The following is a 1593-nucleotide window of genomic DNA, read 5'->3' on the forward strand; positions in this document are numbered from 1 at the left end:
GGGTGGTTGGTCGTTGTTTGAGAACTGCACAGTGGACGCGAGCATCTGTGGCCAAGTTTTTAAGGGCGCACGGTGGATGCCTTGGCACCAGGAACCGATGAAGGACGTGGGAGGCCACGATAGTCCCCGGGGAGCCGTCAACCAGGCTTTGATCCGGGGGTTTCCGAATGGGGAAACCCGGCAGTCGTCATGGGCTGTCACCCTTGCCTGAACACATAGGGCAAGTGGAGGGAACGAGGGGAAGTGAAACATCTCAGTACCCTCAGGAAGAGAAAACAACCGTGATTCCGGGAGTAGTGGCGAGCGAAACCGGATGAGGCCAAACCTACGACGTGTGAGACCCGGCAGGGGTTGCGTCGTGGGGGTTGTGGGATCTCTCTTCCACGGTCTGCCGGCCGTGGGACGAGTCAGAAACCGTTGATGTAGGCGAAGGACATGCGAAAGGTCCGGCGTAGAGGGTAAGACCCCCGTAGTCGAAACGTCAGCGGCTCGTTTGAGAGACACCCAAGTAGCACGGGGCCCGAGAAATCCCGTGTGAATCTGGCGGGACCACCCGCTAAGCCTAAATATTCCCTGGTGACCGATAGCGGATAGTACCGTGAGGGAATGGTGAAAAGTACCGCGGGAGCGGAGTGAAATAGTACCTGAAACCGTGTGCCTACAAGCCGTGGGAGCGTCGGGCAAGCACTTGTGCTTGCCTCGTGACTGCGTGCCTTTTGAAGAATGAGCCTGCGAGTTTGCGGTGTGTTGCGAGGTTAACCCGGGTGGGGAAGCCGTAGCGAAAGCGAGTCCGAATAGGGCGACTCAGTAGCACGCTCAAGACCCGAAGCGGAGTGATCTAGCCATGGGCAGGTTGAAGCGGAGGTAAGACTTCGTGGAGGACCGAACCCACCAGGGTTGAAAACCTGGGGGATGACCTGTGGTTAGGGGTGAAAGGCCAATCAAACTCCGTGATAGCTGGTTCTCCCCGAAATGCATTTAGGTGCAGCGTCGTGTGTTTCTTGCCGGAGGTAGAGCACTGGATAGGCGATGGGCCCTACCGGGTTACTGACCTTAGCCAAACTCCGAATGCCGGTAAGTGAGAGCGCGGCAGTGAGACTGTGGGGGATAAGCTCCATGGTCGAGAGGGAAACAGCCCAGAGCATCGACTAAGGCCCCTAAGCGTACGCTAAGTGGGAAAGGATGTGGAGTCGCACAGACAACCAGGAGGTTGGCTTAGAAGCAGCCACCCTTGAAAGAGTGCGTAATAGCTCACTGGTCTAGTGATTCCGCGCCGACAATGTAGCGGGGCTCAAGCGTACCGCCGAAGTCGTGTCATTCCAGCACATACTCCCAACGGAGGCTGGGATGGGTAGGGGAGCGTCGTCTGCCGGGTGAAGCAGCCGCGGAAGCGAGTTGTGGACGGTTGACGAGTGAGAATGCAGGCATGAGTAGCGATACAAACGTGAGAAACGTTTGCGCCGATTGACTAAGGGTTCCTGGGTCAAGCTGATCTGCCCAGGGTAAGTCGGGACCTAAGGCGAGGCCGACAGGCGTAGTCGATGGATAACCGGTTGATATTCCGGTACCCGCTGTGAAGCGTCAAACATCGAA

Annotated in this window: 1 rRNA gene (only partly in view); it reads left to right on the plus strand. The window is 57.4% G+C overall.

The window, feature by feature from the left end:
• Positions 1-49 precede the first annotated feature (49 nt).
• Positions 50-1593: ribosomal RNA gene (locus ACIQ6Y_RS39265) — 23S ribosomal RNA — on the plus strand (it continues 1676 nt past the right edge of the window).

This window comes from Streptomyces sp. NPDC096205 (assembly GCF_044763135.1).
In the GTDB taxonomy this organism is placed as follows: Bacteria; Actinomycetota; Actinomycetes; order Streptomycetales; family Streptomycetaceae; genus Streptomyces.